Raw genomic sequence first — 24,957 nt, forward strand, 5'->3', positions numbered from 1 at the left:
GCCCCGGCGGCCCGGTTATCCTACTTCAGCACATTAATGGTCAGTTCCACGGCGCCCAGCAGGAACGCGAGCACGGAGGTGCCCAGGCCCGCCACGAGCAGCAGGCCGGGATGGGCCAGGCCCACCACCACCCGCCTCAGCCGCGGCCTGTCCCGCAGGAACTTCTTGGGCACGGCGCCCGGTTCCGGCGTTTGTTTCCAGCCCCGGAGCCGCCGCAGGAACCAGGCGCAGCGAATGATGAAGGCCAGCCACAGTACTGAGACCACCAGCGGGATCGCGGCCAGCAGGAGGTTGAAGCCCACCGCGGTGACCTCGCGTTCGGACGCCCCGACGAGTGACTGGAGGGTGGTTGAGATCGAGGCGCTCATGACCACGGACACGCCCCACACGAGGAAGGCGGCGATCAGGGCCAGGAAGCGGACGAAGAAGTGGCCCAGGACGGAGTCCCGGCGCGGCTTCAGGTAGCGGCGCGGGGTGGCGTGCAGAAGGGCGATGCTTGCCAGCAGCGTCGGCAGGGCGGCGAGGCCAACCAGCACGTACCAGGACCAGCCGGCCAGATCCAGGAACTCGTCGGCCACGATCAGCACCGCCCAGAACCCGGCCCACGCCCAGCCGGCCGTGAGCGGACGCCCCACGAACCACTCCGGCAGCCACGCGTCCGGGTCCACGGGCGCGGGGGCGTCAGTCGCGGGCGCGGGGGCCGCGGGCGCGGGGGCGTCAGTCGCGGGCGCGGGGGCTCCGGGCGCGGGGCTTGCGGGCGGCCGGGTGTCAGGCGCCGGTATGCCCGCCGCAGGAACTCCGGCGCTCCCGGGCTCCCGGCCCTCGGAGCCGCGCACTTCGCTCATGGCCCCACTGTAGCGAGCCGGCCGACACCATGGTGCGGAGCCCGCCGCCGCGGGCGGCCCGGCACGAATTGGCCGGCGTCAGAGTGGCGGCGTCAGGGTGCCGGCGACGTTGACGGCGTCACGGTGCCGGCGGCGCCGTCGACCGTAATGCTGTGGCCCGTGGCGATCCTCGACGTCGCGTCGGGGACCCCCACCACTGCGGGGATCCCGTATTCCCGGGCGACGACGGCGCCGTGGGAGTTGGGCCCGCCCATTTCCATCACGAGGCCGCCGGCTGTCAGGAACAACGGCGTCCAGCCCGGATCGGTGGACGGCGCCACGAGGATCTCGCCCGGTTCCAGGTGCGCGCCCTGGGGGTCCAGGATCACCCGGGCCCGGGCAGTGATGGTGCCGGCCGAAGCCGGCGTGCCGGAGAGCCGCCCCGCGCCGCCGTCAGAACCCGCCGGCCCCCTTCCGCCGGCTGTGGTCTGCACCGCCTCGGGCTCGGTGCCGTCCGAGAGCAGCACGCGGGGAATGTGCCGGCGGCCCAGTTCGGCCGCGTAAGCCTCCCGGCGCCGTGCCACGAGACCCTGCAGCGCGGCGCCGCCGAGCCCCCGGTGCGCGTCAGCCAGGTCGAGGAAGAAGATATCGTCCGCCGCATCGATGGCCCCGGCCGCGGCGAGTTCGGCCCCGACGGCTGCGAGCTGCTGCCGGACGGCGCCGAGCGCTTCCACGAGGTGGTACTTGGGCAGCTCACGCAGCCCGGCGAACATCCGGGTCCGCCGCAGCGCGGCCCGCGCGAGTGCACCGCGAAGGCGGTTGCGCTGCCCCGCCGCTGCCACCAGCCGGGCCACCTGCGCCTCCGCCTCGCGGGCCGCCTTGCCGAACTGCCGGTCCGGGGCGAGCGCAGGATCATCCATGCGCAGATAGTTGGCCAGAACCCCGAGGATGTGGGTCGGGTCATCAGACCAGCGGGGCATGCCGACATCGATCTCCGCCACGGCGCGGTGGCCGTACCGGCCCAGGAAGTCCCGCAGCTCGGATTGCACGACGCCGGGCAGGTCCGCCGCCCGGTAACGCCGGGCTATCTCGGGCAATGCGGCTTCCCCGAACACCGCCGCCGACGCCGGGTCGTTGCGGATGGCAGTAGCCAGCGACCACAGGTCCAGATCCATCTCGGTGGTCACGTTGTTGGGCAGCCCCCGCAGGACTTCCTGCAGCGCCCCGTTCCCGGGGTTCCCGGCGAGTTTTCCGGCCATGGCCAGCAAGGCGAACCCCAGGGCGGGCAGCGGCAGGATCGCGGGAACCACGGCAAAGACATGCTGGCCAAGGATCCGCTCGACGTGGTCCAGACGCTCCGTGGCGGTGGCGCCGGCGGGCACCGCGAGTGCCGCGCGGAGCTGTTCGCCCACACGGTCTGCCCGGCGCAGTGCCGCCTCGGGCCGGAGGAGGCCGCGGATCAAGGTCTCCGGGACCTTCGCCCGCGCCGCCACCGGAGCGACGTGGCGCAGGAGCGGCCACGGCGATCCTATGGTGACGGAGAATCTGGGATCGTCGAACAGGTTGCGCAGCACGGCCGCGGAGCGCGCCTCCATGATGTCGAATACCCGGGGGACAATGGCGCGCCCGGTCTGGCTCCGGAGAACCGGCGTGAGATCGAAGAAAATGCGCTGGCCTGCCTCGGCGTACGGCGCGGGCCCGTCACGGGGCACCGGCACCGGGAAATGCGCGGCCCCCGCAACCGAGGACGCAATCAGCCGGATGCCGGCGAGTCCCATCGGGGTGAGGGGCCGGGTCAGCCCCTGGGCCAGGCTGAAGCACAAATACACGCGCGGCGTCGGCCCGGAGGGAGGCCGGTCCGGCATCGGATAGAGCGTGGTGATCGGCCTGGACTGCGTCAGCCACACGGCACCGTCCCGGCCGATGGCCCATTCGAGGTCCTGCGGCGAGCCGAAGTGCACCTCCGCGCGTCGGCCCAGGAGCTCCAGTGCCGCCAGTTGCGCGTCGTCCAGGCTGGGCGCCAGCCCGGCGTCAGGTTGCGCCACCCGCTCGGTGCCGCCGCCGGGCAGGGGACGAATGAGCATGCCCTTGTCCCCGATTCGTCGCTCGAGGATCCGTCCCGTGGTGCCGTCGAGCACGAAGTGGTCAGGGTTGACCGCCCCGGACACCACGGCCTCCCCCAGCCCCGGGCTGGCGTCGATGACGGCCTCGTGCCGCCGGCCGGTCACGGGATTGGCTGTGAACAGCACCCCGGCCACGGCCGCGTCCACCATGCGCTGGACCACCACGGCGAGGGACACCGCCGAGGGCTCAATCCCCTGCACCGCGCGGTAGGTCACCGCGCGGTCTGTCCACAGCGAGGCCCAGCACCGGCGGACGGCAGCCAGCACGGCATCCGCGCCCACCACGTTCAGGAAAGTGTCCTGCTGGCCGGCGAAGCTGGCAAACGGCAGGTCTTCGGCGGTCGCGGAGGACCGCACGGCGACCGCCGCGTCGGTGCCCAGCGCCGCGTAGGCGGCGCGCACGGCGGCGTCGATGCCGGCGGGGACATCGGCGTCGAGCACCAGCGCGCGGGCCTTCGCCGCACGCGCAGCCAGCCCCGCCAGGTCGTCGGGGGCTGTTGCGGCGAGGGCGCGGTGCACGTCCGCCAGCGCCGGGGATGCCGTGGCGTCCAGATACGCAGTGGTGGTCAGGCAGAAGCCGGCGGGCACCGGCAGGCCGGCGCGTGCCAGTTCGCCCAGGTTCGCCGCCTTCCCGCCGACGGTGGCGAGCATGTCCGGGCCGAGGCGTTCAAGGGCCAGGACCGGCCCGCCCTCGGCAGGGTCCGGCGTCCCGGGGTGCTCCATCCGTTAACCGTCCTTCCGACGCCGGGCCCGTCGCCTTCTAGGAGTCGCCGAGCATCGGGCCGAAGGTGGCTCTGTCCGCCAGCCGCGGGTCGTCGCGGTCCGGCACCACCATGACCGGCCCCTTGGCGTGGTGGAGGACGCCGTCGGACGTGGAGCCCAGCAGCATTCCGGTGAATCCGCCGCGCCCGCGGGTGCCGACCACCACGAGCTCCACGTGCCGGCTGGCGTCGACGAGGATGTCGACGGGCGAGCCGTCCACGAGCTGCGTCTCCACCTGCAGGGCGGGGAAGTGGCTCCGCAGCCAGGCCACGCCGGCGTCGAGCTGGACCTTGATGTCGGCGAACAGTGCGTCGCGGTCCATCGGGGTGGGCACCCATGCCAGCGAGCCGGTGTACTGCGGCACCGCGCACACCACGCGGAGCCGGGCGGAGAGCCGCTCGGCCTGCGCTGCGGCCTCCAGCACGGCGACGCGGGCCTGCTCGGAACCGTCGACGCCGACGACCACGACGTTCTCCACCGGCTGGCTGCCCGACTTGGCCCGTTCGGCGAGGACGTGCTTGTCGTCTGTGGTTTCGCCCAGGCGGTCCGCGCAGATCAGCGGCACAGTCACGGTGGGGCACTTCGAGTGGGCGGGCAGCGCGCTGCTGACGGAGCCGAGCAGCCGGCCCACGAAGCCACCGCGGCCGCGGGTGCCGAAGACCAGAAGCTCCGCGGTTTCGCTGATTTCCAGCAGCACGCCGGACGCGTCCCCGTTTTCGACGGACGCGTCGACGTCGATGTTGTAGAAGGCGATCTTGTCCATGGCGTGCTTGAGGATGGCTTCGGCGCCCTCGCGGATCACGGAGTCGTCCACCGTGGCGTAGCCGCCGTCGAGCCCGGAAGCGGCGAAGATCGGAACGGAATAGGCGGTCACGATGTGCAGCGGGCGGCGGCGGCGCTCCGCCTCACGGGCCGCCCACACCAAGGCGCAGTGGCTGTGGTCCGAGCCGTCCACTCCCACGACGATTCCGCGGGGCGGCGCCGGCTCGCCACCGGTCTCCCATGCCGGGTCCGGATGCACCTGTTCACGGCCCATAGGGTCCGCCTCCTCGCGATTCTTGCCTGATGTTGCGGCTATTCTGCCAGAAGTACTGCCGCCCGGCGTCCACCGGCGAGGCGACCCGGAATCTGCGTGCAGGAACCCCTGATTTTCCTCACTATTCTCGGTTAATTGCGAACATTCAAGACGGCGGCAAGGCGCCCCCGGCCGCCCGCGGCGGAAGGATTTACGCAGAATTAACACGCCGTTTCCTGACCCGGAAATTCAGGCTTTTGAGCCGGTTTCCGCTGGAGCGGGAGCGCGGAAACCGCCGGAATCCGGCACCACAGCCAATGTCCTACCTCCCCTATCCACGGGCGGGAATCTTAGGTATCCTTCGAGGCATTGCTGAACCGAGACTGGTGTTCCAGAAAGCAGCCGCTGGGGCTGTGGAACCAGGCACGGGTTGGCGTCCGGGGTTTCCCCCGCGACTCGCACCATTTCAAGGAGGTACCCTGCAGTGTCGAGCATGCCTTTGTACGGCGGGATTGAGCGGACCACCGCCGTAGTCATCGGGACGGGGCTCTCGGGCCTGGCTGTGGCCAGCGAGCTCCAGCGCCGGGGCGTTGCGTCCATCATTGTGGACGGGCTCGACCTCCTGGGTGCCGGCCATCCGGCCAACACCTCCTCGCTCCAGCGCTGCGACGCGGCGGACGCCGGCAGCCTGAGGGAGCGCAACGAAATCCTGCGGCACCTGCGCAACTACGCCGCAAGCCACAAGCTCGACGTGCGGAACAACATCCGGGCCCTGCAGCTGGACCTCCTGGAGGCCGGCACGGACGGCTCACCCACGGAGAAGTGGGCCGTCCAGACCCCGGGCGGCGTCCTGCTGGCCGACCACCTTGTCCTGACCCGCTGCGCCCACAGCCAGCTGCGCCGGATGCTCTCGGAACTTGGCATGGCAGCCGGGCAGAATCTCATGGCGGCGATGCATGCCCTGGGTATGTACCTCGTGGGGGTGGGCGAGCTCATTACCCCGACGCCCAAGGAAGTCCTGCGTCAGGCCAAAGTGGTGGGACAGGCAATCTCGGCCAAGGTCCACCCGAACGGGATCCCCGCGCTGCTGCCCGGCGGCTTTGCCCTGGCCGCCCCCGCCTAGCAGCGCTTTGGCCGCGTTGCCGGAGTTGCATTGGCTTGTTTCAGCCTTCGGTGTCGCCGCCCTCGTCCGGTGTGAGGCGGCGTTTCGCCATCAGGCCCAGGGCCACCAGGATGCCGACCCCGACGGCGACGAAGACCATGACGCTCCAGGGAAACTGCTGCGACCCGGCCGGCGCAGGGGCAGGCGCGGGCGTGGTCCCCGGCTGGGCGGTGCCCATCGTGGGGACTGCGGCAGCCGCCGTCGTGCCTGCCGCAGCCGCCGTCGCTGTGAAGGTGAAGCTGCCCTCGATCGGGTGGCCGTCGGAACTGGCCACCCGCCAGTGCACGGTGTACTGCCCCTTAGGGGCGCCGGACTTCAGCTTCTGCGCAGCGACGTTGTCCACGATTTCCACGGGACCGTCCGACCAGTTGGCGCCGGTGGCATCATTGACCACGATCTGCGACCCCAGGGCGAGCGGATTGTGGTTGAACGTGACCGAGACCTGCTCCGGCGGTGCCGCGACGGTTGCTCCGGCAGCCGGGCTGGTGGACTCCGCGGTATCGTGCGCCGACGCCGGGCTCACTGCTCCCAGCAGGACGGCCACAAGGACGACGGCGCCCAGCAGGGCACTGCGAAGCTGGCGGATACGGCGCATGGGCAGGCTACTCCTAGTGTTGGCTTCCTTACAGACTAGGCGAAAACGCAGGGTTGGCCCTCGGGCGCCAAATAAGATATATGCAACACCCATCACTCCCGGAGGACTAATGCAAGACCTAATGCTCAAGCAGGGCTCGGCACTCGACCGGTATTTCAAAATATCCGAGCGGGGGTCGAACGTCTCGCGCGAGATCCGCGGAGGGTTCGCCACGTTCTTCGCCATGAGCTACATCGTGGTGCTGAATCCGCTGATCCTCTCCGGGCCGGACTCCTCGGGCGCCACGCTGGGCTTCCCCGCCGTCGCCGCCGTCACCGCGTTCGTGGCCGGCATCCTGACCATCCTCATGGGCGCGTGGGCCAAGCATCCCTTCGCCCTGGCCACCGGGCTCGGCGTCAACGCGTTCGTCGCCGTCACGGTGGCCACGAACCCCGGCCTGACCTGGCCGGACATGATGGGCCTGGTGATGCTCTCGGGCATCACCATGCTGATCCTGGTCCTCACGGGCTTCCGGACGGCCGTGTTCAAGGCCGTACCCGAGGGGCTGAAGACCGCGATCGTGGTGGGCATCGGCCTGTTCATCGCCCTGATCGGTCTCGTCAACGCGGGCTTCGTGCGCCGCGTCCCCGATGTCGCCGGCACCACCGTCCCGGTCGGCCTGGGCTTCGACGGCAAGCTCCTGGGCTGGCCGACGTTCGTGTTCGTCTTCGGCCTGATCCTGACCATCGCGCTGGTGGTCCGCAAGGTCAAGGGCGCCATCCTGATCGGCATCGTGGCCTCGACCATCCTGTCCGTGATCCTGGAATCCATCCTGCACATCGGGCCCAGCTTTGACGGCAAGAACCACAACCCGCAGGGCTGGTCCCTCGTGGCACCGCAGTTCTCCGAGTGGGCGGCCCCGGACCTGTCCCTGATCGGCAAGGCCAACCCCTTCGGCGCCTTTGAACACCTCGGCTTCGTCGCGGCGACCCTGCTGGCGTTCGTGATCCTGCTCAGCATCTTCTTCGATGCCATGGGCACGATGGTTGGCCTGGCCACCGAGGCCGGCACCATCGACAAGGACGGCAACATCCCCGACGTCGACCGCGTGCTGCAGGTGGACGCCCTGGGCGCGATCATCGGCGGCGGCGCCTCCGTCTCCTCGAACCAGATCTACGTCGAGTCCGGTGCCGGCATCGGCGAAGGCGCACGCACCGGCCTGGCCTCGGTCGTGACCGGCCTGCTGTTCCTTGTGGCGATGTTCTTCACCCCGCTGATCAACCTCGTGCCGTTCGAGGCCGTGGCCCCCGCCCTCGTGGTGGTCGGCTTCATGATGGTCTCCCAGGTGGGCAAGATCGACTGGCAGGACTGGGGCATCGCGATCCCGGCCTTCCTGACCTTCACCCTCATGCCGTTCACGTACTCGATCGCCAACGGCCTGGGCGCGGGCTTCATCAGCTTCGTGCTGATCCGCCTGTTCGAGGGCCGGGCCCGCGAGGTGCACCCGCTCATGTGGGCCGTGGCGTCCGCGTTCCTGCTCTTCTTCGCGATCGGCCCGATCGAGGCCGTCCTGGGGATCCACTAACGCAGCCCCGCCCGCGGTCACGCCGCCGGGTGGGCCACGCCCACCCGGGCGTGGCCCACCCGGCGCTGCTTAACCGTTGTTAAGCTCAGTTTCCGGGATTCCGGACAGTCCGACGGCGGCCCGGCTGGTTTTCCGGCCCGGGCTGCGGTGAGCTAGGGGCATGGTTTCTCCCGCGCTCCCCGTTGATGTCCCGCCCCAGCCCTGGACCGGCAGGTTCGACGGCGACGGCGACGAGCACCGGCGCTGGTGGCAGGGGGTGACCCCCTACGCTCCCGGCACGGTTCCGGCGGGTGTCCCTGCTGCGCGCCCCGCCGTCATCCTCGGCTTCGGCAGCGACGCCGGGGTGCGGCGCAACAAGGGCCGGACCGGCGCCGCGGCCGCCCCCGCCGCCATCCGGGCCGCGCTCGGCCCGCTCGCGTTCCACCTGACGCGGGCCGTGCACGACGCCGGCGACGTCACCGTGGCCGGGGACGCGCTAGAGGCAGGACAGGCACGCGCCGGGCTCGCGATCACCAGTCTGCTCGACGCCGGCGGGCTTCCCGTGGTGCTCGGCGGCGGGCACGAGACCGCCTTTGCCAGCTATCTCGGCGTGGCCGGGTCGGCGGCCGTGCGCGAGGGCCTGAGCGTCGGCGTGCTGAATCTCGATGCGCACTTCGACCTCCGCGATGAGCCGGTGCCCAGCTCCGGCACGCCCTTCCTCCAGATGGCCCGCGCCGAAGCAGCCGCCGGCCGGGAGCTGCGCTACGCCGTCGTCGGGATTTCCGAGCCGAACAACACCCGGACGCTGTTCCGGACGGCAGACGAGCTCGGCGTGGACTATCTGCTGGACGAGGACTGCTCGGCGGACGCCGCGTACGCGTTTGTGGCAGCCTTCCTGGCACAGGTGGACGCTGTGTACCTGACCATCGACCTGGACGTGCTGCCGGCCTCCGTGGCCCCCGGGGTGAGCGCTCCCGCGGCCTTTGGTGTGCCGCTGCCGGTGATCAGCGCCGTGTGCCGCCAGGTGGCCGCGAGCGGGAAGCTCCTGCATCTGGATATCGCCGAGCTGAACCCGGAGTTCGACATCGACGGCCGCACCGCCAAAGTGGCGGCCCGGCTGGTCAATACGCTGCTGGGATAGGCGGCGGCCCGGACGTCAGGGTCTGTGCGAGCAGGGCCTGGGCGGACCAACGCATCGACGCCACAGCCTGTTCCTGCGTAAGACCGCCGATGTCCGTCAGCCAGACGAGGGCCTCAATCCCGATGGCACTGCGGATGGCCAGCGCTAGCGCCCGGATTTCAGGTCCGGACAGCTTCCGCTGGAGCGGCGCGAGTGCTTCCTCAAGCCAAGCGATCGCGCGCCCCTGCCGCAGCGGCAAGTCCGACTTTCCGCGGTCACGTTCCAGGGACAGCCTGAGCATGGTCCGCTGCTGCGCCTCGGTGGAGAGGATCAGCCGTGTGAACTCCAGCACGACGGCGTCGAGCCGCTCCGCTGGATCCTCGGGGGCATCCGCCGGCAGCAGGGACTGCCGGGCCGTTTCCGGGTGGGCTGCGGCGAGCAATTCCCGCTGGCTCGGGAAGTAGCGGTAGGCCGTGCTCCGGGCAATCCCGGCCGCTGCCGCGGTGCCGTCAACGGTGGGGGCGACCCCGTCCGCGACGGCCTCGCGGGCTGCAGCCAACAGGGCCTCAAAAGTGCGGCGCTTCTGCCCCGTCCGGCCGGCGTCCTGATAGGGGGTTGACATGGATCTCATGGTACCCGAGTCTTGTCATGGGACACGCGTCCCATGTAGTCCTCGGCGAAGGGGCGATCTTATGGAAACGGCCAGCAACCCGGCAGCCATCATCCGCGCGGAAGACCAGGGCGAGCGCCGATGGTTTTTCGGCGGCGGAGTCCACACCTGGAAGGCCAGGGCGGAAGAGACCGCCGGGGCCTTCCTGCTGTTCGAGGACCAGATGTCCGGCGGGAAAATGACACCGCTGCACAGCCACCCCGATTCGGATGAAACCATGTACATCCTGGACGGCGAGATCCTCGTGCATATGGACGGGAGAGAGCACCGGATCGGCCCCGGCGGACTGGCCGTGGCCCCGCGGGGCGTTCCACACGCCTTCATGGTGGTCTCCGACTCCGCCCGGATGCTTTGCCTGCACACCCCCGGATGCTGCGAGGCCTTTTACTGGGACGCGAGCATACCCCTCTCCCCCGGCAACGATGCCGGGGACCCTGCCGGCGAATCCGTCGCGCCGGGCCTGGTTGACTTTGGCAGAGTCCAGGAGTCGGCACGTAAAAACGGCGGGATCGTGCTGCTGGGTCCGCCGCCGTTCACTGGGCACTGACAGCACCGCGCCCACATCTGGGCCCTGGGCCCCGAAACGCAGAAAGTCCCCGCCGTGGCGGGGACTTTCTGGTGAAAACGCTCAGCCTAGCTGCGGCGGACCTGCACGCCGTCGGACTGCAGGAAAAGCTGCGTTTCGGACGGCCCCGCGGGGACCAGCCAGAGCACATTCCCGCTTACCGAGACCTCTTCGACCTCACCGGCCGCAATGACCTGTGCGTGCTTGACAATTTCGACGCGTTCGCCGACCCGAAGGCCGCTCCAGTCGGAAACCGTAGCTGCGGATGCAAGGCGCCTGGACAGTACCGTGCCGCGTGCTTTCATAGAACTTCTACCCCTTTGTATGTGTTCTTTGCCACAACTTCGTTGGTGTGGACTCTCCATTTGTACTACAGTTCCCGGGCCCCCGCCGTCCGTGTCGCCAAAGATTTCGGGGGCGCCGGGAATTGTTCAGCTGCCCTGCATTTTGTTTCTTCTCAGGCGAGATTTCCGACGGCGGATTCGGCCGCCGCCCGGACCTTGCCCGAGGCCACGAGGACATCCGCCGCTTCGAGCTCCGGTGACAGGAACCTGTCGGTGCCCGGACCGTCGACGACGTCGCGCAGCGCGGCGATCACGGCCGCGCCCGCAGGTCCCGGCGTGAGTTCGCCGCCGGAGAGCTGGGTGCGGATGTCCAGCGCCCGGGCCGAGGTCACCAGTTCGATCGCCAGGACCCGGCGCAGGTTCTCCACCGAGCGGCGGAGCTTGCGGGCCGCGTGCCAGCCCATGGAGACGTGGTCCTCCTGCATCGCCGAGCTCGGGATCGAGTCCACCGACGCCGGGACGGCCAGCCGCTTGTTGTCCGAGACCAGGCCGGCCTGCGTGTACTGGGCGATCATGAGGCCCGAGTCGACGCCGGGGTCCGAGGCCAGGAAGGCGGGCAGCCCGTGCGAGCGGGCCGGGTCCAGCATCCGGTCGGTCCGGCGCTCGGCGATGGAGCTCAGGTCCGCGACGGCGATCGCCAGGAAGTCCAGCACGTAGGCCACCGGGGCGCCGTGGAAGTTGCCGTTGGAGCTGACCCGGCCGTCGGGCAGGACCACCGGGTTGTCGATCGCGGCGGCCAGTTCGCGGGAGGCGACCAGGGCGGCATGGTCCACGGTGTCGCGGACGGCGCCGGCCACCTGGGGTGCGCAGCGCAGCGAGTAGGCGTCCTGGACCTTGGTGTCGTTGATCCGGTGCGAGGCCACGATCGGGGAGTTGGACAGCACACGGAGCATGTTGTCCGCGGCGGCGGCCTGGCCTGGGTGCGGGCGCAGCGCCACGTGCAGCTCCGGCAGGAACACCTGGTCGGTGCCGAGCAGCGCCTCGACGCTGAGCGCGGCGGTGATGTCCGCCGTCGTAAGCAGCTGGCGGATGTCCGCGATGGCCATCAGCAGCATGCCGAGCATGCCCTCGGTGCCGTTGACGAGGGCCAGGCCCTCCTTTTCGGCCAGCGTGACGGGTTCGATGCCGTGCGCGGCGAGGAGCTCGGCGACCGGGCGGGCATCCTTGCTCCCGTACAGTGTGCCGTCGGGGCCGGTCGCCTCGCCTTCGCCCATCAGGACCAGGGCGCAGTGGGACAGCGGCGCGAGGTCGCCCGAGCAGCCAAGGGAGCCGAATTCGCGGACCACCGGGGTGATGCCGGCGTTGAGCACGTCCACCATGGTCTGCAGCACCACCGGGCGGACGCCGGTGCGGCCGGAGGCCAGGGTTTTGGCGCGCAGGAACATGATGCCGCGGACCACTTCGCGTTCCACGGCCGGGCCCATGCCGGCGGCGTGGCTGCGGATCAGGGATTTCTGCAGCTGGGTGCGCAGCTCGTTGGGGATGTGCCGGTTGGCCAGCGCCCCGAAGCCGGTGGAGATCCCGTAGGCCGGGACCTCGCTGTGGGCGAGGTCGTCGATGTGGGCACGGACCTTGGCGACGGCGTCCAGGGCGTCCTGGGCGATGGTGACGTGGGCGTCGTGGCGGGCGACGGCGACGACGTCTTCGGGGGTGACACCGCTGGAGCCGAGGGTGACGGTGAGCGGTGAATGCGTGGTGATAGTCATGGTGAAGTCCTACTTCGTTTCGTTCATCGGGATGCGGACGCCGCGTTCCTTGGCGACTTCGACGGCGCGGTCGTAGCCGGCGTCGGCGTGGCGGATGACGCCCATGCCGGGATCGTTGGTCAGGAGGCGCGCGAGCTTTTCCGCGGCGAGGTCGGTGCCGTCGGCGACGGAGACCTGGCCGGCGTGGATGGAGCGGCCGATGCCGACCCCGCCGCCGTGGTGGATGGAAACCCAGGTGGCGCCGGAGGCCGTGTTGAGAAGGGCGTTGAGCAGCGGCCAGTCGGCGATCGCGTCGGAGCCGTCGGCCATGGCCTCGGTCTCGCGGTACGGGGAGGCGACGGAGCCGGAGTCGAGGTGGTCGCGGCCGATCACGATGGGCGCCTTGACCTTGCCCTCCTTGACGAGCTGGTTGAACAGCAGGCCGGCCTTGGCGCGTTCGCCATAGCCGAGCCAGCAGATGCGGGCCGGCAGGCCTTCGAACTCGACCCGTTCGGCGGCGGCATCGAGCCAGCGGTGCAGGTGCTTGTTCTCGGGGAAGAGCTCTTTGATGGCCTTGTCCGTGACTGCGATGTCCTCGGGGTCGCCGGAGAGGGCCACCCAGCGGAACGGGCCGAGGCCCTCGCAGAACAGCGGCCGGATGTAGGCCGGGACGAAGCCGGGGAAATCGAAGGCGCGGTTGTAGCCGCCCTTGCGGGCCTCGTCGCGGATGGAGTTGCCGTAGTCGAAGACCTCGGCGCCGGCGTCCTGGAACTCGACCATCGCCTGGACGTGCTTGGCCATCGAGGCCTGGGCCTTCTTGGTGAAGCCCTCGGGATCTGCCGCAGCCTCGCTGTGCCATTCCTCCACCGTGATGCCCTCGGGCAGGTAGCTCAGGGGGTCGTGCGCGGAGGTCTGGTCCGTGACGATGTCGACGGTGAGCTCGCCGGCGTTGTGGCGGCGCAGGATCTCGGGGAAGACCTCGGCGGCGTTGCCGACGTAGCCCACGGACCAGCCGCGGCGTTCTTCCTTGGCCTTCAGGACCTTGGCGATCGCGGCGTCGAGATCAGTTTCGACCTCGTCGAGGTAGCGCTTCCCGGCCCGGCGGCGCAGGCGGGTCTCGTCGACGTCGACAATCAGGCAGGCGCCGTCGTTCAGGGTGACGGCGAGCGGCTGGGCGCCGCCCATGCCGCCGCAGCCGCCGGTGAGGGTCAGGGTGCCGGCGAGCGTGCCGTTCTCGTCCCCGGTGAGCTTACGGGCGATCGCGGCGAAGGTCTCGAAGGTGCCCTGCAGGATGCCCTGGGTGCCGATATAGATCCAGGACCCGGCGGTCATCTGGCCGTACATCATCAGGCCCTCGGCCTCGAGCCGGCGGAACTCGGGCCAGTTCGCCCAGTCGCCGACGAGGTTGGAGTTTGCCAGCAGCACGCGCGGTGCCCATTCGTTGGTGCGGAAGACGCCAACCGGCTTGCCGGACTGGACCAGCAGGGTCTCGTCCTTTTCCATGGTTTCCAGGGTGCGGGTGATGGCGTCGAACGCGGCCCAGGACCGGACGGCGCGGCCGGTGCCGCCGTAGACCACCAGGTCATCGGGGCGCTCGGCGACCTCGGGATCGAGGTTGTTCATGAGCATGCGCAGCGGGGCTTCCGTCTGCCAGCTCTTGGCGGTGAGCTCGGTGCCGCGGGCTGCTTTGACCGGGCGGGCACCGGTGGTGAAATCGGCGGGTGCCATGAGGGTCTCCTTTGTCGCTGGATATGTGGCCGGATGATGTCTGTTCGGACTGGTGTCCTGGTGTATCCGGAGGAATGAGGTTCTGTATCAACTAAAGCCCCTTAGCGGCCGCGGAAACAGGCCTGCCGGAGGGGTGCTGTCCGGGATTCCAGACCCTTCCCCTCCCCCGTTGCGCTATCACTTCCGGTTGCCAAAAAGGGCGAATGGGAGCCCTAGGTGACAGCGCAACCGGGGGTGGGGTGGGGTGGGATGGGGCAACCGGTCAGGCGGGGCGGCCGTGGATCCGGACCGAGAGCTCGTTGGCGACCTTCTGGACCCGGGCGGCCAGGACCGGCCACTGATCCGCGGGCAGCTTGTCCTCCAGGAACGTCACGGCGACGGCGGCGGTGGGCCACCCCACGTGGTCGGTCACGGCGGCGGCGATCGAACCGAATCCGGGCGTGACCTCGCCGTGTTCGGTGGCGTAGCCGCGCTGGCGGACCTGGTCCAGATGCGAAGACAGCGCGGAGTACTTCATGATGGGCGATTCGGTTTCGTGCCGGGCCGTGAAGGCTGCAGCGTTCGGGTACAGCGCCCGCACCTGCGACTTCGGCAGCGCGGCGAGGATGGCCCGCCCGCTGGCCGTGAGATGGCTGGGCAGCCGGACGCCGACGTCGGTCACCAGGGACGGCCGGTTCTTGGCCCGCTCCTCCACGATGTAGAGCACGTCGCGGCCGTGCAGCACCGCCAGGTGCGCGCTTTCGCCGATCACGTCCACGAGCGAGGCGAGCATCGGCCGGCCCAGCCGGGACAGCGGCTCCTGCCGGGAGTAGGCCGAGCTGAGTTCGAATGCGCTGATGCCCAGGCCGTAGCGCTGCTCCTCGTGCAGGTGCAGCACGAAGCCGTTCGCCTCCATCACCCCGAGCAGGTGGTAGACGCTGGAGCGCGGCAGTCCCAGCGCGGTGGCAATGTTCGACGCCGCCATCGGCCCGCGCCGGGAGGCCAGCAGCTTGAGGATGCGCAGCGTGTTCTCGGCGGCCGGCACCTTCGACGCCGCCTTGGTTCCGGCGGCCCGGTGGACGGCCTTGGGCGCGGGTGTGTCAGGCGCTGCGGACAAAGTCGCGGCGGACTGCGCCGGAGTCGCGTCGGTCGCAGCCGACAAAGTCTCGGCGGCGGGGCTCACGGCAGTATTGGTGGGTGGCATGGATCCTCTTCAGGGTCGGTGGTGTCCGGTATCCCGTACTTAAGCATGCGCCCGGCGACGGTCAACCGACAGCCTCGCACAGGAACGGCTGTCTGGAATGCCGGACAAAGGCCACATACCTGCGGCGGGCCTTCCGCCCCTAGCCCGGCCAGCCCCCCGGTGTTCCGATGAATGTGGGCGCCGGCTTCCCCGTGGTATGCCCGGTCATTGGAACCAGCCCGTCGCCGGCTGAGCCCCATGCGGGATGGTTCCGGAGGGAAGGCACAGACGTGGATGCAGCGCTGTCGGGCAGGGTCGCCCTGGTTGCCGGGGCCACGCGCGGCGCCGGCCGCGGCACCGCCGTCGCCCTCGGCGAGGCAGGAGCGGTGGTGTACTGCACCGGCCGCACGACCTCCCGCCACCGTTCGGACTACAACCGGCCCGAGACGATCGAGGAGACGTCCGGGCTTGTCAGCACCGCTGGCGGCACTGGAATCGCCATCGAGGTCGATCACCGCCAGGCTGCGGAGGTGGAAGCCCTCGTGCAGCGGATCGACGCCGAGCAGGGCCGCCTGGACATCCTTGTCAACGACATCTGGGGCGGCGAGGACTTCATCGAATGGAACACTCCGCTCTGGGCGCACGATCTGAATGCCGGACTGCAGATGCTCCGCCTTGGCCTGGACACCCACCTCATCACAAGCCACTTCGCGCTGCCGCTGCTCAACCGCCGCCCCGGCGGCCTGGTGGTGGAGATGACCGACGGCACCCGCGAGTACAACGCACAGCACTACCGGGTCTCCGTCTTTTACGACCTCGTCAAGACCGCGGTGCTCCGCCTGGCGTTCAGCCAGGCGGAGGAGCTGAGATCCTCCGGCTGCGCGGCGGTGGCGCTGACGCCCGGCTGGATGCGTTCGGAGATGATGCTCGAACACTTTGGCGTCACCGAGGCAAACTGGCGGGAGGCCGCCGGGACGCAGCCGCACTTTGCCGCGATCTCGGAAAGCCCGCTGTTCGTCGGGCGTGCGGTCGCGGCCCTGGCGGCGGACCCCCACGTGCTCGGCCGCACGGGCGGCTCGTATTCGTCCGGCGCGCTGGCCCGCGAGTACGGCTTCACCGACACCGACGGCTCGCAGCCGGACTGCTGGAGGTACCTCGTGGAGGTCCAGGAAGCAGGACTCGACGCCGATGCCTCCGGATACCGCTGACATCCGGCCGTTCCGTGTCACGGACAACCGGCGGCGGGAAAGACTACGATCGGGTTCATGAAGCACACGTGGGAAACTTCCGCGGACGGCATCATGGCTCTTCCGTCCGGCCGGCTCATTCGTGGGCGCGGCCTGCACTATCCGCTTCCGGCCGGGCCGTTTCCCGAGTTCGGCGTGTACCTGCTGGGCAAGCAGCCGCCGCCCGTGGGGTGGGAGTCCCGATGGGTGCCCTGGCCCGACCTTCGGCTGCCGGTCGACCAGCCGGATGCCCTCGAGGCGTTCCGGGAGGCCTGGCGCCGGGCCGAGACCGAACGGGTTGAAGTGGCCTGCTGGCGCGGGATCGGCAGGACCGGCACCGCACTGGCCTGCATCGCGATCCTGGACGGAGTCCCGCCCGGCCAGGCAGTGTCCTACGTCCGCCGCCAGTACCGGCGCCGGACAGTGGAAACTCCCTGGCAGCGGCAGTACGTGACCCGCTTCCGGACCGGAACGCCCTAGGCGGCTCCGCCCAAAAACCGTAACGCCGGCCAACCGGCAAGCGGGCTCAAACGGTGACGACGGCCTGCCCGCGGAGGTGTCCATCACGCAGGTCCCGGATTGCCGCCGGCGCGTCCGCCAGGGCGTAGCTCTTGCCGATGACCGGGGTCACCGCGCCCGCCTCGATGAGCCCGGTCAGGAACCGGAGGTCCTCCGCCCGCTCTGCAGCCATGACGCCTCTGAGCCGCTGGCCGACAAACACGGAGAGCAGCCCGGCGCCGAGCGAGCGTTGAAATCCGCCCGTCAGCCGCCCTCCGCCTTCCCCGCCGACGATCGCGAGCGTGCCCTTCGGCTTGAGCGCCCGCCGCAGGACGGTGAGCGGGCGGTTGCCGGCGGTGTCCACAATGAGGTCGAATTGCCGGGATCCGTCCGCGAAATCGTCGTGTGTGTAGTCGATGACGTGGTCCGCGCCGATGGAGCGGACCAGATCGGTTTTCGCGGTGCTGCACACCCCCGTCACCTGCGCCCCGAACGCCTTGGCGAGCTGTACGGCGTACGCGCCGACACCGCCGGCCGCGCCGATGACGAGGACCTCCTGCCCGGCCTGGATCCTGCCGGCGTTCCGGAGCGCCTGCAGGGCCGTGACGGCCGAGATCGGGACGGCGGCGGCCTGTTCGAAGCTGAGGTTTTTCGGCTTCGGCGCGAGCCGGCCTTCTTTTGCACACGCGTATTCGGCGAAGGATCCCTCGCAGGTGCCGTACACCTCATCCCCGGTCCGGAAGCCGACGATATTCCGGCCGACAGCCTCCACCCGGCCGGCCACGGCCCGGCCCCGGATCCGGGTCTTCGGTTTCCTGAGCCCGTAGCCGACCACACGGGTCAGGTACGGAAGGCCCGTCATGAGGTGCCAGACGCCCTGGTCGACGCCGGCGGCCCGGACCCGGATCAGCACGTCGTCGTCGCCGGGCACCGGGGCGTCGACGTCGCGCAGTTCCAGCACCTCAACGGAACCGTAAACATCCTGGACGATCGCTTTCATGGTGCTTCTCCTCTGGGTCAGCTCGCCATTCCGTAACCGCAGGCGCCGGGCGACACCTTGAATGTGAAGAAATCCTGACATGTTGTCAAGCTCTTTCGCCGCTCCCCCGCCGGTTGGGGTTCGACGGCGACGGCGGCCGGCTCCGCGCGCGGGGGCGCCGCACAGTCTGAAATCAAAGACACGAAGTTCCCGTGAGACTCCTCACAGCAAGGCCGGACATGGTCTGCTGGATGGCGATCCCCCTCCCAATGACGAGAAGGTATTCGCATGCAACAAGCCCAAACCGCTACGAAGGCGGCTCCTGCCGAGGCCGGCACCGGCAGCGCTGCCACCGCCGTCGGCGCAGCCGTCGACTCCGTACTCAGCCGGGGACTCAACGTCCGCCACATCCGCTTCATGGCGCTGGGCTCGGCGATCGGCACGGGGCTGTTCTACGGCTCCGCCTCCGCCATCCAGAAGGCCGGGCCCGCCGTCTTGTTGGCCTACATGATCGGCGGCGCCGCGGTCTTCATGGTGATGCGCGCCCTCGGCGAGATGGCGGTGCGGCATCCGGTGTCCGGGTCCTTCGGCCAGTACGCGAGCCGCTACTTGGGACCGCTGGCCGGGTTTGTGACCGGTTGGACTTACGTCTTTGAGATGGCGATCGTGGCCATCGCGGATGTCACGGCGTTCAGCATCTACATGGGATTCTGGTTCCCCGGCGTGGAGCGCTGGGTCTGGATTCTGGCCATCATCTTCTTCCTGGCTGCCCTGAACCTGCTCAGCGTCAAGGTGTTCGGCGAGCTGGAATTCTGGTTCTCCCTGATCAAGGTGGCGGCCATCATCGCCATGATCGCGGGCGGGGCGGCGATCATCGTCTTCGGTTTCCAGGCCGGCGGCGCCACCGTGGCACCAGGGCTCGGCAACCTCGTGGACCACGGAGGCCTGTTCCCGAACGGATTCGAAGGACTCCTTGCCTCCTTCGCCGTGGTGATGTTCGCGTTTGGCGGCGTGGAGACCCTCGGCATCACCGCCGGTGAGGCCGCCGATCCGAAAAAGGTCATCCCCAAGGCCGTCAACACCGTGCCCGTCCGGGTCCTGCTGTTCTATGTGCTGACCCTCGGCGTGCTGATGAGCCTGTTCCCGTGGGACGAAATTGGCAGCAACGGCAGCCCCTTCGTGCAGATCTTCAGCGGCCTGGGCATCCCCGCCGCACCCCACATCCTCAACGCCGTGGTGATCACGGCGGCGCTCTCGGCAGTCAACAGCGACATCTTCGGCGCCGGCCGGATCCTCTTCGGCCTGGCCCGGCAGGGCCACGCACCGGCGAGCTTCGGCAAGGTTTCCCGTCACGGGGTGCCGTGGATGACCGTGGTAATGATGACCGGCATCCTGCTGGTGGGGGTGGTGCTGAACGCCGTGATCCCGGAAGACGTCTTCCTGCTGATCGCCTCGATCGCCACCTTCGCGACCGTCTGGGTCTGGGCCATGATCCTGGCCTCCCATGTCGCCATGAAACGCGAGATCGCCCGCAAGTCCCTGCCGGCGTCGGAGTTCCCGTCGCCGTGGTGGCCCGCCGCCTCCATACTGACGATCGCGTTCATGGCCCTGGTGATCGTGATTCTGGGCGCCTTCGAGGACACCCGGGTGGCGCTGTACGTGGGCGCCGCCTGGCTGGGCGTCCTGGTGCTCGCTTACCGCCTCTGGGTCCGCGGCCACGGCCGGGCGCGGGCGGAACTGGTCGACGAAACCGCCCAGCTCCCGCAGGTTCCCGCCGGGCGGTGATGGTGCCTCGCCCCCAAGGGATTAAGACGCTCCCGGGCGGGCCCTCGCGGGGTTAGGATCAGGCATGGTCCCCGCCACCAACCTCTTGGCCTTTGCCCTTGCCGCCCTCGTACTCATCGCCATCCCGGGGCCCAGCGTGCTGTTCGTGATCGGACGGACGTTGGCCCTGGGACGCAGGGGCGGCCTGTTGAGCGTTTTGGGAAACGCGGCCGGAGAGGTGGTGCAGATCGCCGCCGTGGCCCTGGGCGTCGGCGTGGTGCTGGCGCAGTCCCTGCTGCTGTTCAGCGTGGTGAAATTCGCCGGCGCCGCCTATCTGGTCTACCTCGGGATCCAGGCGATCCGGCACCGCGGCGGCGGAGCGGCGACGGCGTCGACCTCGAACCCGGCCTCGACCGCCCGCGTGCTCCGGGAGGGCTTCATCGTCGGCGCGACCAACCCCAAGTCGATTGTGTTCTTCGTGGCCGTGCTTCCCCAGTTCGTGGACTACTCGGCCGGAGCGATTCCCGTGCAGCTCGCCACCTTGGGTGCGGTCTTCCTGCTCATTGCCCTGGTCTCGGACAGCACGTGGTCCCTCGCGGCCGGGACGGCCCGGCACTGGTTTGCCCGCTCCCCCCGGCGGATCGCCGCTCTCAGCACCACCGGCGGCGTGATGATGATCGGGCTGGGCGGCACGCTGGCCCTGACAGGCACCAAGGACTAGCACGCTGCTCCAGCCGCTCAACTCCAGCAGCACAACGCGGGGTCAATTAGCGCCCATTAATGCCCTCTGAATGGGCCGTAGCTGACCCCGCGTTGGTTTGAGCGGCGACGGGCTACCGCGCGGACCAGCCGCCGTCCATCGTGTAGCTGGCGCCGGTGACCATGCCGGCGTCGTCGGATGCCAGCCACGCCACCAGGGACGCCACTTCCTCGGGCTCCACGAGCCGCTTGACCGCTGATTCGGTCAGCATGATCTTGGCGAGCACCTCGGACTCCGGGATGCCGTGCACCTTGGCCTGGTCCGCGATCTGCGATTCAACCAGGGGCGTGCGGACGTAGCCGGGGTTGATGCAGTTGGAGGTGACGCCGTGCGCCCCACCTTCGAGGGCCGTCACCTTGCTCAGGCCCTCGAGCCCGTGCTTGGCCGAGACGTAGGCGCTCTTGAACGGCGAGGCCCGGAGCCCGTGCACGGAGGACAGGTTGATGATGCGGCCGAAGTTGTTGGCGTACATGTGCGGCAACGCGGCCCGGATCAGCAGGAACGGGGCCTCCAGCATGAGGGTGATGATGCGGCGGAAGTCGGCCGGATCGAACTCCTCGATGGGGCTGATGCGCTGGATTCCGGCGTTGTTCACCAGGATGTCGCAGTCCAGGCTGAGCGTCTGGAGGGATTCGACGTCGAGCAGGTTGACGGCCCACGCGGTGCCGCCGATTTCGTCGGCGAGCGCGGCGGCGGCGGCCTCGTCCCTATCCGCGATCACCACTTTGGCCCCGCGTGCCGCCAGGGCCCGGACGCTCGCCGCGCCGATCCCGCCGGCGCCGCCGGTGACCAGGGCCTTGCGTCCGTTCAGCGTGTTTTCCATAACTCAGCCTTCCGTGTCAAAAATTCGATGAGGCGGCCGGCTCCAGCGTGGCTGGAGCCGGCCCAAAACTCAAGCAGCTCAGCGGGTGGCTGCTACGGGCAGGCCTTCGCGTTCGGCGTCGGCCCGGTCCACGTCCTCCAACGCGATGCCCTTGGTTTCCTTCAGGCTCAGCACTGCGACGGTGGTGATGGCGCAGGCGACCAGCAGGTAGATCGCGGTGGGCAGCCAGGAGCCGGTGTCCTTGAGCCACTGGGTGGCCAGGAGCGGCGCCAGCGAACCGGCGAAGATCGAGGTGACCTGCGAGCCAAGGGAGACCCCGGCGTAGCGCATCCGGGTCGGGAACAGCTCCGACATGAGGGCCGGCTGGCCGGCATACATGAAGGCGTGCAGGCACAGGCCGATCGTGACGGCCAGGACGATGATCACCGGGTTGCGGGTATCGAACATCGGGAAGGCGAAGAACGGCCAGGTGGCACCGGTGACGGCACCGATGAGGTAGACCGGCTTCCGGCCCCAGCTGTCCACGAGGCGCCCGACCTGCGGGATGACCAGGAAGTGGACGACGTGGGCGATCAGCAGGGCCAGCAGCAGCGAGGAGGTGTCGTACTTGTGCACGGACTTCAGGTAGACGATCGCGAAGCTGACCACGAGGTAGTACATGATGTTTTCCGCGAACCGGAGCCCCATGGCCTGCAGGATGCCCTTGGGGTATTTGCGGATGACTTCGCGGACGCCGTAGCTGGCGGACTGATCCTCTTCCAGCTGGGCTTTGGCCTCGAGGAAGATGGGCGATTCGGAGACGTGGGTGCGGATGTAGTAACCGACGAACACGATCACGGCGGAAAGCCAGAACGCCACCCGCCAGCCCCAGCTGAGGAAGTCGGCGGAGCTGAGCACGTTGGACATGATGAACAGGACCAGGGTGGCCAGCAGGTTGCCGACGGGAACGGCGGCCTGGGGCCAGCTGGACCAGAAGCCACGGGACTTGTTGGGGCTGTGCTCGGCGACGAGCAGGACTGCGCCGCCCCATTCGCCGCCGAGGGCGAAGCCCTGGATGAAGCGCAGGAGGACCAGCAGCGCCGGCGCCAGGTAGCCGAGGGTGGCGAAGCCCGGGAGGCAGCCCATCAGGAAGGTGGAGACACCGATGATGATGATGGTGAGCTGCAGGGTGGGCTTGCGGCCGAGCTTGTCGCCGATCTGGCCGAAGACAATGCCGCCCAGGGGGCGGGCCACGAAACCGACGGCGTAGGTCAGGAACGCCTGGATGATGCCGTCCAGTTCGTTGCCCGTGGCGGGGAAGAAGTACTTGCCGAACACCAGGGTGGCGGCGGTGGCGTAGAGGAAGAATTCGTACCACTCGACGACGGTTCCCACCATCGATGCGGCGACGATTTTCTTGAGCCCGGAACCCTTGGATGCGGGTGCTGCGGCGGTTGTTGCAGAGCGTTCGTTTACGCTCATCTGATTCTCCTTAGTGTCCACGGTGACACGCGCTGTGACGCACAGCACTGAAATGGCTTCATTGAGTATTGCCGCACATCCACGGCGATTCAATGGCCAAACCAGCACCCGCTATGTGCAGAATTGCAGATATGAACGCCAATCCCGATGACCTGCTGGTCCTGCTCGCGGTCTCCCGTTCGGCGAAATTCACGACGGCGGCACAGACGCTCGGACTGAACCACACCACCGTTTCCCGCCGGATCGCGGCGCTGGAGAAGGCGCTGGGTGGCCGCGTGCTCTCCCGCGCCTCGGGCGGCTGGGAGCTCACCGAGCTCGGTGCCGAGGCTGTTCGGGTGGCCGAGCAGGTCGAGAGTGCCGTGCGCACCCTGGAGCAGCCCGGGCACACCCCGGACCCCATCACCGGCGTCGTACGGATGACCGCGACGGATGGATTCAGCGCCTACATCGCCGCCCCGGCCGTGGCCCGGCTCCGCCGCGACCATCCCGGCCTCAGCGTCGAGATCATCACCGTGACGCGCCGGGCGCTCCAGCAGCGGTCCGGCCTGGACATCGAGGTGGTGGTCGGCGAGCCGCAGGTGCACCGGGCAGAGGCCGCGCGGCTCGGCGAGTACATGCTGGGAATGTACGCCTCCCGCGGCTACCTCGCCGAGTACGGCACCCCGGCCACCGTGGAGGAACTGACGGCCCACTCGCTGGTCTACTTCGTCGATTCGATGCTGCAGGTGGACGATCTGGACGCCCCGCGGCGGCTGGTGCCCACCATGCGGGACGGGCTGAGCTCCACCAACGTCTTCGTCCACGTGGAGGCCACCCGGGCCGGCGCCGGGATTGGGTTCCTGCCCTGTTTCGCGGCCGACCTGCATCCGGACCTGGTCCGGCTCCTGCCGGAGGAATTCGCGGAGCTGCTGCCCTACTGGATGGTGCTCCGGCCCGATTCGATGCGCCGGCCGGCGGTGGCCGCGCTCGTGCAGGCGCTGCGGGAGCAGACCGCGGCGCACCGCGATGCCCTGCTGGGCCGCGGAGCAGCCCCATCGATTGCTCCGTAGCCGCCTCTATAGTGCCGCAAATATGGTGCCGCAAAAGGGCTGCTACGGAGCAGTCGGCGTCCCTGCGCGGGGCCCAGCCGGGGGCTCGGCGGGCGGCTGAGCGAGAACGGGCGGTTCCGCGGCCGGCTCAGCGAGAACGGGCGACTTCGGGTCATGCCGGACGGCGGCGCCGGCCGCGAACGCCCGCACCTTTTCGTCGTTCCAGATGTGGGCCGGCACCGCACCGCCGAGCAGGCGCCGCGCGAGGCCGGGGTCGTCGTCGAACGGGACATCGCTGCCGGCCATGACCATGTTGCCGTAGCGCCGGCCCTTCAGCATGGCCGGATCCGCGATGATCACGGTGTAGGCAAAGGCGTCGGCGATGGTCGCGGCGTCCTCGCGGGCATTCTTGAGGTCCGGGGCGTCGCCGGAGTTGACCACATATATCCCGCCGGGGGCCAGGACGCGCTTGGCGTGCTCGATGAATTCCCGGGTGGTCAGCGGCCGCGGGGTCAGCGAGCCGGCGAAGACGTCGCGGATGATCAGGTCCCGGGTCTGCGGGGTCAGGCTCTCGGTGACCTCGCGGGCCTCTCCCACGCGCAGGCGCAGCAACGGCGCCTTGGGCAGGTCGAACCAGCCCCGGACGTAGTCGGCCAGCTTGCCGTCCAGCTCCACCACCACCTGGCGGGCGTCCGGGTAGGCGGCGTGGAAATAGCGCGCCAGTGAGCATGCTCCCCCGCCAAGGTGCAGGGCGCGCAGCTTGGGCCCAGGCTCCCGCGGCCAGCGCGACTCCACCAGGGCTGCCATCCAGCGCATGTACTCGAAGTCGAGGAACAACGGGTCCGCGAGGTCAATGTGCGAGCTCATGACGCCGTTGATGCGCAGGAGCCAGCCGGTGGAATTGTCCTGGTCCGGGATCAGCTCGCAGTCCCCGGTATCGATGTAGTACACCCCGGCCAAAGGACCGGCCGGGCGGGAACCCTTGGGCACTTCCACCACTCCCGGCCCGGCGGTTTGGGCGCCCCGCCCTTTGCCCCGCTTGGCCATCAGCTATCCCCCGCATTGTGCATGTTTCAACCCTAGTTCACCGGCGGCCCCGGAGGCGGCCCCGGGCGCGGCC

22 protein-coding genes are annotated in these 24,957 nt (G+C 69.4%); 9 read left to right on the top strand and 13 right to left on the bottom strand.

Features of this window, described 5'->3' with window-relative positions; all coding sequences use genetic code 11:
• Positions 1 to 20: 20 nt before the first annotated feature.
• From AC1D1A_RS07585 to AC1D1A_RS07595, 3 genes are all read right to left on the bottom strand, one after another.
• Positions 21 to 845 carry a hypothetical protein gene (locus tag AC1D1A_RS07585; RefSeq protein WP_476947445.1) on the bottom strand — a complete coding sequence of 275 codons (825 nt, stop codon included), beginning with the start codon at positions 843 to 845 and terminating at the stop codon, positions 21 to 23.
• 92 nt (positions 846 to 937) lie between these two features.
• Positions 938 to 3,670: a PEP/pyruvate-binding domain-containing protein gene (locus AC1D1A_RS07590; RefSeq protein WP_476947446.1), complete on the bottom strand. Its 2,733-nt coding sequence runs from the start codon at positions 3,668 to 3,670 to the stop codon at positions 938 to 940.
• 37 nt (positions 3,671 to 3,707) lie between these two features.
• On the bottom strand, positions 3,708 to 4,745 hold the full coding sequence (locus AC1D1A_RS07595) for a universal stress protein (RefSeq protein ID WP_476947447.1): 1,038 nt from the start codon (positions 4,743 to 4,745) through the stop codon (positions 3,708 to 3,710).
• A 472-nt stretch (positions 4,746 to 5,217) separates the two neighbouring features.
• Here AC1D1A_RS07595 and AC1D1A_RS07600 point away from each other — a divergent pair, with 472 nt between their 5' ends.
• The gene (locus tag AC1D1A_RS07600; protein WP_476850003.1) at positions 5,218 to 5,847 is read left to right on the top strand and encodes an FAD-binding protein; all 630 of its coding nucleotides are present in this window, start codon (positions 5,218 to 5,220) and stop codon (positions 5,845 to 5,847) included.
• A 40-nt stretch (positions 5,848 to 5,887) separates the two neighbouring features.
• On the opposite strand, the gene AC1D1A_RS07605 is transcribed toward AC1D1A_RS07600, so the two are convergent.
• Complete coding sequence (locus AC1D1A_RS07605) at positions 5,888 to 6,481, bottom strand: copper resistance CopC family protein (protein WP_476947448.1); 594 nt, start codon at positions 6,479 to 6,481, stop codon at positions 5,888 to 5,890.
• Between the two features lie 121 nt (positions 6,482 to 6,602).
• On the opposite strand from AC1D1A_RS07605, the gene AC1D1A_RS07610 reads away from it, so the two are divergent.
• A complete protein-coding gene (locus AC1D1A_RS07610; RefSeq protein ID WP_223915341.1) occupies positions 6,603 to 8,045 on the top strand; it encodes an NCS2 family permease in 1,443 nt (480 codons plus the stop codon).
• 160 nt (positions 8,046 to 8,205) lie between these two features.
• A complete protein-coding gene (hutG, locus tag AC1D1A_RS07615; RefSeq protein WP_476849831.1) occupies positions 8,206 to 9,165 on the top strand; it encodes a formimidoylglutamase in 960 nt (319 codons plus the stop codon).
• Here hutG and AC1D1A_RS07620 read toward each other — a convergent pair.
• The gene (locus AC1D1A_RS07620; RefSeq protein ID WP_476856176.1) at positions 9,146 to 9,766 is read right to left on the bottom strand and encodes a TetR/AcrR family transcriptional regulator; all 621 of its coding nucleotides are present in this window, start codon (positions 9,764 to 9,766) and stop codon (positions 9,146 to 9,148) included. The two genes, hutG and AC1D1A_RS07620, sit on opposite strands and share 20 nt — an antisense overlap.
• 70 nt (positions 9,767 to 9,836) lie before the next feature.
• Here AC1D1A_RS07620 and AC1D1A_RS07625 point away from each other — a divergent pair, with 70 nt between their 5' ends.
• A complete protein-coding gene (locus tag AC1D1A_RS07625) occupies positions 9,837 to 10,361 on the top strand; it encodes a cupin domain-containing protein (RefSeq protein ID WP_476856175.1) in 525 nt (174 codons plus the stop codon).
• An 86-nt stretch (positions 10,362 to 10,447) separates the two neighbouring features.
• Here the strand turns inward: AC1D1A_RS07625 and AC1D1A_RS07630 are convergent, their stop codons facing one another.
• From AC1D1A_RS07630 to AC1D1A_RS07645, 4 genes are all read right to left on the bottom strand, one after another.
• Complete coding sequence (locus tag AC1D1A_RS07630) at positions 10,448 to 10,684, bottom strand: hypothetical protein (RefSeq protein WP_018774814.1); 237 nt, start codon at positions 10,682 to 10,684, stop codon at positions 10,448 to 10,450.
• Between the two features lie 152 nt (positions 10,685 to 10,836).
• Positions 10,837 to 12,429, bottom strand: coding sequence for a histidine ammonia-lyase (gene hutH, locus AC1D1A_RS07635; RefSeq protein ID WP_476947449.1), 1,593 nt, complete (start codon positions 12,427 to 12,429; stop codon positions 10,837 to 10,839).
• 9 nt (positions 12,430 to 12,438) lie between these two features.
• Positions 12,439 to 14,136, bottom strand: coding sequence for a urocanate hydratase (gene hutU / locus AC1D1A_RS07640; protein ID WP_476947450.1), 1,698 nt, complete (start codon positions 14,134 to 14,136; stop codon positions 12,439 to 12,441).
• Positions 14,137 to 14,398: 262 nt separating this feature from the next.
• Complete coding sequence (locus tag AC1D1A_RS07645) at positions 14,399 to 15,319, bottom strand: IclR family transcriptional regulator (protein WP_476947451.1); 921 nt, start codon at positions 15,317 to 15,319, stop codon at positions 14,399 to 14,401.
• A gap of 269 nt (positions 15,320 to 15,588) precedes the next feature.
• Between AC1D1A_RS07645 and AC1D1A_RS07650 the strand changes: the two genes are divergently transcribed.
• Positions 15,589 to 16,506 carry an SDR family oxidoreductase gene (locus AC1D1A_RS07650; protein WP_476947452.1) on the top strand — a complete coding sequence of 306 codons (918 nt, stop codon included), beginning with the start codon at positions 15,589 to 15,591 and terminating at the stop codon, positions 16,504 to 16,506.
• A 57-nt stretch (positions 16,507 to 16,563) separates the two neighbouring features.
• Complete coding sequence (locus AC1D1A_RS07655; RefSeq protein WP_230007227.1) at positions 16,564 to 17,004, top strand: protein-tyrosine phosphatase family protein; 441 nt, start codon at positions 16,564 to 16,566, stop codon at positions 17,002 to 17,004.
• Between the two features lie 46 nt (positions 17,005 to 17,050).
• On the opposite strand, the gene AC1D1A_RS07660 is transcribed toward AC1D1A_RS07655, so the two are convergent.
• Positions 17,051 to 18,022, bottom strand: coding sequence for an NAD(P)-dependent alcohol dehydrogenase (locus tag AC1D1A_RS07660; protein ID WP_476947453.1), 972 nt, complete (start codon positions 18,020 to 18,022; stop codon positions 17,051 to 17,053).
• A gap of 267 nt (positions 18,023 to 18,289) precedes the next feature.
• Here AC1D1A_RS07660 and AC1D1A_RS07665 point away from each other — a divergent pair, with 267 nt between their 5' ends.
• Together AC1D1A_RS07665 and AC1D1A_RS07670 are read left to right on the top strand one after the other, a co-directional pair.
• Positions 18,290 to 19,786, top strand: a complete 1,497-nt coding sequence (locus AC1D1A_RS07665) for an amino acid permease (protein WP_243181342.1) — start codon at positions 18,290 to 18,292, stop codon at positions 19,784 to 19,786.
• A 64-nt stretch (positions 19,787 to 19,850) separates the two neighbouring features.
• A complete protein-coding gene (locus AC1D1A_RS07670) occupies positions 19,851 to 20,486 on the top strand; it encodes a LysE family translocator (RefSeq protein WP_230007224.1) in 636 nt (211 codons plus the stop codon).
• A gap of 112 nt (positions 20,487 to 20,598) precedes the next feature.
• Here the strand turns inward: AC1D1A_RS07670 and AC1D1A_RS07675 are convergent, their stop codons facing one another.
• Both AC1D1A_RS07675 and AC1D1A_RS07680 read right to left on the bottom strand, forming a co-directional pair.
• Positions 20,599 to 21,348 carry a 3-hydroxybutyrate dehydrogenase gene (locus AC1D1A_RS07675; protein WP_223914617.1) on the bottom strand — a complete coding sequence of 250 codons (750 nt, stop codon included), beginning with the start codon at positions 21,346 to 21,348 and terminating at the stop codon, positions 20,599 to 20,601.
• Between the two features lie 78 nt (positions 21,349 to 21,426).
• Positions 21,427 to 22,809, bottom strand: a complete 1,383-nt coding sequence (locus tag AC1D1A_RS07680) for an MFS transporter (RefSeq protein ID WP_223914618.1) — start codon at positions 22,807 to 22,809, stop codon at positions 21,427 to 21,429.
• Between the two features lie 131 nt (positions 22,810 to 22,940).
• Here AC1D1A_RS07680 and AC1D1A_RS07685 point away from each other — a divergent pair, with 131 nt between their 5' ends.
• A complete protein-coding gene (locus tag AC1D1A_RS07685) occupies positions 22,941 to 23,858 on the top strand; it encodes a LysR family transcriptional regulator (protein WP_028277129.1) in 918 nt (305 codons plus the stop codon).
• Positions 23,859 to 23,900: 42 nt separating this feature from the next.
• Here AC1D1A_RS07685 and AC1D1A_RS07690 read toward each other — a convergent pair whose 3' ends face one another.
• Entirely contained in the window at positions 23,901 to 24,884 is a 984-nt protein-coding gene (locus AC1D1A_RS07690) for a spermidine synthase (RefSeq protein ID WP_476947454.1), read from the bottom strand.
• Positions 24,885 to 24,957 lie beyond the last annotated feature (73 nt).

Source organism: Arthrobacter sp. P1_B9, assembly GCF_056406495.1.

Coding starts and splice junctions, on each gene's coding strand:
- AC1D1A_RS07620 (WP_476856176.1), bottom strand. CDS start 9,766: ATGTCAACCCCCTATCAGGACGCCGGCCGGACGGGGCAGAAGCGCCGC.
- hutG (WP_476849831.1), top strand. CDS start 8,206: ATGGTTTCTCCCGCGCTCCCCGTTGATGTCCCGCCCCAGCCCTGGACC.
- AC1D1A_RS07665 (WP_243181342.1), top strand. CDS start 18,290: ATGCAACAAGCCCAAACCGCTACGAAGGCGGCTCCTGCCGAGGCCGGC.
- AC1D1A_RS07685 (WP_028277129.1), top strand. CDS start 22,941: ATGAACGCCAATCCCGATGACCTGCTGGTCCTGCTCGCGGTCTCCCGT.
- hutH (WP_476947449.1), bottom strand. CDS start 12,429: ATGACTATCACCACGCATTCACCGCTCACCGTCACCCTCGGCTCCAGC.
- AC1D1A_RS07610 (WP_223915341.1), top strand. CDS start 6,603: ATGCTCAAGCAGGGCTCGGCACTCGACCGGTATTTCAAAATATCCGAG.
- AC1D1A_RS07670 (WP_230007224.1), top strand. CDS start 19,851: ATGGTCCCCGCCACCAACCTCTTGGCCTTTGCCCTTGCCGCCCTCGTA.
- AC1D1A_RS07655 (WP_230007227.1), top strand. CDS start 16,564: ATGAAGCACACGTGGGAAACTTCCGCGGACGGCATCATGGCTCTTCCG.
- AC1D1A_RS07625 (WP_476856175.1), top strand. CDS start 9,837: ATGGAAACGGCCAGCAACCCGGCAGCCATCATCCGCGCGGAAGACCAG.
- hutU (WP_476947450.1), bottom strand. CDS start 14,136: ATGGCACCCGCCGATTTCACCACCGGTGCCCGCCCGGTCAAAGCAGCC.
- AC1D1A_RS07675 (WP_223914617.1), bottom strand. CDS start 21,348: ATGGAAAACACGCTGAACGGACGCAAGGCCCTGGTCACCGGCGGCGCC.
- AC1D1A_RS07585 (WP_476947445.1), bottom strand. CDS start 845: ATGAGCGAAGTGCGCGGCTCCGAGGGCCGGGAGCCCGGGAGCGCCGGA.
- AC1D1A_RS07690 (WP_476947454.1), bottom strand. CDS start 24,884: ATGGCCAAGCGGGGCAAAGGGCGGGGCGCCCAAACCGCCGGGCCGGGA.
- AC1D1A_RS07660 (WP_476947453.1), bottom strand. CDS start 18,022: ATGAAAGCGATCGTCCAGGATGTTTACGGTTCCGTTGAGGTGCTGGAA.
- AC1D1A_RS07605 (WP_476947448.1), bottom strand. CDS start 6,481: ATGCGCCGTATCCGCCAGCTTCGCAGTGCCCTGCTGGGCGCCGTCGTC.
- AC1D1A_RS07595 (WP_476947447.1), bottom strand. CDS start 4,745: ATGGGCCGTGAACAGGTGCATCCGGACCCGGCATGGGAGACCGGTGGC.
- AC1D1A_RS07645 (WP_476947451.1), bottom strand. CDS start 15,319: ATGCCACCCACCAATACTGCCGTGAGCCCCGCCGCCGAGACTTTGTCG.
- AC1D1A_RS07600 (WP_476850003.1), top strand. CDS start 5,218: ATGCCTTTGTACGGCGGGATTGAGCGGACCACCGCCGTAGTCATCGGG.
- AC1D1A_RS07680 (WP_223914618.1), bottom strand. CDS start 22,809: ATGAGCGTAAACGAACGCTCTGCAACAACCGCCGCAGCACCCGCATCC.
- AC1D1A_RS07630 (WP_018774814.1), bottom strand. CDS start 10,684: ATGAAAGCACGCGGCACGGTACTGTCCAGGCGCCTTGCATCCGCAGCT.
- AC1D1A_RS07590 (WP_476947446.1), bottom strand. CDS start 3,670: ATGGAGCACCCCGGGACGCCGGACCCTGCCGAGGGCGGGCCGGTCCTG.